This is a genomic window from Noviherbaspirillum malthae, from assembly GCF_015352985.1.
Classification (GTDB): Bacteria; Pseudomonadota; Gammaproteobacteria; order Burkholderiales; family Burkholderiaceae_D; genus Noviherbaspirillum; species Noviherbaspirillum malthae.
In genome coordinates this window covers 1-879 of the sequence record NZ_JACYXF010000197.1, presented here as the reverse complement: position 1 = coordinate 879, position 879 = coordinate 1, and the positions used below count along the sequence as shown (strand labels likewise).

At 54.2% G+C, this 879-nt stretch carries 1 protein-coding gene; it reads left to right on the top strand.

Annotation, left to right across the window (positions count from 1 at the left end; all coding sequences use genetic code 11):
* Positions 1-472: 472 nt before the first annotated feature.
* The coding region (locus IGW03_RS37740) for an IS701 family transposase (protein WP_194727499.1) at positions 473-879 on the top strand (407 nt) is incomplete at its 3' end.

Here is an 879-nt window from a genome sequence, read left to right as displayed (position 1 = left end):
CGGTGGTCAGGGAAGACAAGAAACTGGAGACTGGAGGACGAGGTCTGGCTCAATCCAGAGCGAAATCACGCCATACACCTACAGAATGCAGCTTGAGGTGACGCGACAACTACGTTGACAAACACCGCGTGTGTGTTACCAAAGCGTATGAGCCATCTTGGAAATAGTCGGCGAAAGCATAGGCAACGGTATTCCATCCAGGTAGATTGCCCGCTTGCGGAATTATTTGCGGACCAATAGATGCAATGGCCGCCATTCTGTTTTCATACGATGCTGTTTTCATACGATGATTTCATTACTGGGATCGGCCGGTTAAACCATTTGTTGAATGCGACTCTTGTGTTGTTCTTGTTTTCCGGACTTTCACTGAATCCAATCAGCACTTGCTCGCAATTCCAAGTGCCGCTATTTAGCACTACTCTGCCAAGTAAGGGCGTAGAATTTCAGGATATGGCTGTGTGGAGGGATATCCATGAATTCCGTACTTCCTGCGGGAACCGACTGGCATGCAGATCTCCAAGAATGGCTACAACCATTTCTGGCGGTTTTTAAGCGTTCCGAGCAACGCTGCTGGGCGCCCCTCTATCTGCAAGGACTTCTCGGTTTCGGAGCGCGCAAGAGTATCGAGCCGATGGCCGAGCGGGTGTGTCCCGGGCAGACGCAGCAACTCCACCATTTCGTGTCGACATCGACCTGGTCCACTGCTCCGCTGGAACAGGTATTGCGCAAGACGGCTGACACCTTGGTGGGCGGCAAGGACGCCGCGCTGATCGTGGACGACACGGCGCTGCCCAAGCAGGGCAAGCACTCGGTCGGCGTCAAGCGTCAGCACTGCGGCGTGCTGGGCAAGCAGGCTAACTGCCAAGTGCTCGTCTCGCT